The following is a 3,229-nucleotide window of genomic DNA, read 5'->3' as shown; positions in this document are numbered from 1 at the left end:
CCAATTCGGAATTTTCTTCGCCTCCCATCAAATCGCAACCATCGACTTGACGGCAGCCAAAAGTGTCGGTGATGTCCCCGGAACGGTGTCGACCATGTCCTCGGACTAAACATTTGCGCGGGTGATGACAGTCGTTACTGCGGCTCGCGGCGCGCCAGCCATTCACACCACCGGTTTCACGCCAGGCAGCGCCTGGACCAGGTCGCGAAACTTTGCGCCGCGGATCTCGAAATTGCGGAACTGGTCGTATGAGGCGCAGGCCGGCGACAGCAGTACGATGGCGTCGGCCAGGCCCGAGGCTTCCGCATCGCGTGCCGCGCTTGCGACCGCGACATCGAGCGTTTCGCTCATCTCGTGCGGAACGCGATCGCCCAGCGTCTCGGCGAATTCCTTGGCGGCCTCGCCGATCAGATAGGCTTTTCGAATGCGCGGAAAGAAATCTGTGAGGCTGGTGATGCCGCCCTGCTTCGGTTTTCCCCCGGCAATCCAAAAAATGTCCGCGAAGGATGACAGCGCATGCGCCGATGCATCGGCGTTGGTGCCCTTGGAATCATTGACGAACAGCACGTTGCCCTTGCGGCCGACCTGCTCCATGCGGTGCGCGAGCCCAGGAAAGCTGCGCAGGCCCTTCTGCAGGACATCGAGGCCGACCCCGAGCGCGACCGCGCAGGCGGACGCGCAGGCCGCGTTCTGCGCATTGTGCCGGCCGCGCAGCGAGCCGATGCCGCCGATCCGCGCGATCTCGCTGCGGGCGCCGCCGTCCGCGCGCACGATGGTCTCGTGCTCGACATAGACGCCGTCGGGAAGCGGGTTCTTCACCGACACGCGCACGACCCGCTTGCCATTACGCGCCAGGCGGTCGGCGGCGTTGCGGCTGAAAATATCGTCGACGCCGACGATCGCGGTGCCCTGCGACTGTACGCCGGCGACCAAGCGCTCCTTCACGGCGGCATAATTGTCCAACGTGCCGTGACGGTCGATATGGTCCTCGCTGACATTGAGCAGGATGCCGACGGTCGGATCGAGCGAGGGCGTCAGGTCGATCTGGTAGGACGACATTTCGACGACGTGCACGCGTCCGCGGCGCGGCGGCTCCAGCGACAGGATCGCAGTGCCGATATTGCCGCCCATCTGGGTGTCGTAGCCGGCAACGCGCATCAGATGCGCGATCAGCGCGGTCGTGGTCGACTTGCCATTGGTGCCGGTGATCGCCACGAACGGCGCGTCCGGCGCGTGGCGCCGCCGCTCGCGGCAGAACAATTCGATGTCGCCAATCACCTCGACCCCGGCCTCGCGTGCCATCCGCACGCTCCAATGCGGCGCAGGATGGGTGAGCGGCACGCCGGGCGCCAGCACCAGCGCGGCAAAATTGGTCCACGATACGTCGCGCAGATCCGCCGTCCTGAACCCCGCCTTTTCCGCCTCCGCAAGCCGATCGGCGCCGTCATCGCCCGCGACGACTTCGGCGCCGCCTGCTCTCAGCGCATGACAGCTCGCCAGCCCCGAGCCGCCCAGGCCGAACACCGCGACCGTCTTGCCGGCGAATGAGGTGACGGGGATCATGATCGGCTCACCGTCGTTTCGGGGCATCGCGGAGCGACGAACCCGAAACCTCGAAATTCCGGGTTCGCGCTTGGCGCGCCCCGGGATGACGATTTCCTGGTGGGAACAGCATCACCGGAGCTTCAAGGTCGACAGCCCGGCGAGTGCCAGCATCACCGAAATGATCCAGAAGCGGATCACGATCTGCGGTTCGGTCCAGCCGAGCTGTTCGAAATGATGGTGCAGCGGCGCCATGCGGAAGATGCGCTTTCCCGTGAGCTTGAACGACACGACCTGCACGATCACCGAGACCGCTTCGAGCACGAACAGCCCGCCGATCACGGCCAGCACGATCTCGTGCTTCACGGCGACCGCGATCGCACCCAGCATGCCGCCGAGCGCCAGCGAACCGGTGTCGCCCATGAAGATCGAGGCCGGCGGCGCGTTGAACCACAGAAAACCCAGGCCCGCCCCCACCACGGCGCCACAAAGCACGGCGAGTTCGCCGGTGCCCGAGACAAAATTGATCTGCAGGTAGTCGGAAAACACGGCGTTGCCGGCGAGGTAGGCGATCGCCCCGAAGCTCAGCGACGCGATCATCACCGGGACGATGGCAAGGCCATCGAGGCCGTCGGTCAGATTGACCGCGTTGCCGGCGCCGACGATGACGAAGGCGCCGAACAGTACGAAGAACCAGCCGAAATTGAAAATGACATCCTTGAGGAAAGGGATTGCGAGCGAGGTCGCGGAAACATCGCGCCCGAGCCGGACCAGCGCGTAGCAGGCCGCGAGCGCGATGATCGCCTCGATCGCGAGCCGCATGCGGCCGCCAAAACCGCCCGACGATTGCCGGGTCACCTTCAGATAGTCATCATAGAAGCCGACCAGGCCGAACCCGAGCGTCACCGCCAGCACGATCCAGACATAGGGGTCGAGCAGATTGGCCCACAACAGTGTCGATACGACGAGCCCCGACAGGATCATCAGCCCGCCCATGGTGGGCGTGCCCTTCTTGGTGATGATATGCGATTGCGGGCCATCGGCGCGGATCGGCTGGCCCTTGCCCTGGCGCAGACGTAAGTGATCGATGATCCAGGGACCGAACAGGAACACGAACAGTGCTCCGGTAAAAGTCGCGCCGCCGGCGCGGAACGTGATGTAGCGGAAGACGTTCAGAACAGTGCGAAACACGCCCATGCCCGTGAACGTGGAGAGATCGCTCAGCCAAAAGAACATTCAATCCGCCCTATAGCGCAGCCGCAATCGAAAGCCCGTGGATGCAAGGTCTTAGGTCGCATCGTGAAGGCGAATGGCGGCCGGCACAACCGTAGCCTTCGACATACAGGCGCAGCCTTCGCGAGGGAAGGGCATGGCGCCGAAAAGCTTAAGTCTATGCCTTTGCCTCCAGCGCAGCGAGAAGCCTCGGCACGAACTTATTCACCCAAAAAATTTTCTTGCTGCCCTTGACCACCACGGTGTCGCCGCTCCTTAACAACGCCGCAATTGTCTGCGGCTCAAGCGTCGCGGGATCTTCGTGCCAGCCAAGTCTCTTGCCCGCGGGCAACAGCTCGAACAGGTTGTGCATCAGGGGGCCGACGCAATAGACGCCGTCAATGCCATCGAGATGCGCCGATATCGCCCGGTGATAGGCCGCCGCCTCGGCGCCAAGCTCGAGCATGTCGCCCAA

The 3,229-nt window shown here is 64.0% G+C and carries 3 protein-coding genes; all 3 read right to left on the bottom strand.

Annotated elements, in window-relative coordinates; all coding sequences use genetic code 11:
• Positions 1-162: 162 nt before the first annotated feature.
• Entirely contained in the window at positions 163-1,563 is a 1,401-nt protein-coding gene (gene murD, locus JOZ76_RS31225) for a UDP-N-acetylmuramoyl-L-alanine--D-glutamate ligase (protein ID WP_291705246.1), read from the bottom strand.
• A gap of 111 nt (positions 1,564-1,674) precedes the next feature.
• Entirely contained in the window at positions 1,675-2,778 is a 1,104-nt protein-coding gene (mraY, locus tag JOZ76_RS31220; protein ID WP_291705245.1) for a phospho-N-acetylmuramoyl-pentapeptide-transferase, read from the bottom strand.
• A gap of 154 nt (positions 2,779-2,932) precedes the next feature.
• The coding region (locus tag JOZ76_RS31215; RefSeq protein WP_441300135.1) for a glutamate ligase domain-containing protein at positions 2,933-3,229 on the bottom strand (297 nt) is incomplete at its 5' end.

The organism is Bradyrhizobium sp. (assembly GCF_019244115.1).
Taxonomy (GTDB): Bacteria; Pseudomonadota; Alphaproteobacteria; order Rhizobiales; family Xanthobacteraceae; genus Bradyrhizobium.
Note: the sequence above shows the minus strand (reverse complement) of the source record. Positions and strands in the feature narration are given on the sequence as shown.

Bases quoted from the DNA above. Each gene is read 5' to 3' on its own strand.
- mraY (WP_291705245.1), bottom strand. From the start codon at position 2,778: ATGTTCTTTTGGCTGAGCGATCTCTCCACGTTCACGGGCATGGGCGTG.
- murD (WP_291705246.1), bottom strand. From the start codon at position 1,563: ATGATCCCCGTCACCTCATTCGCCGGCAAGACGGTCGCGGTGTTCGGC.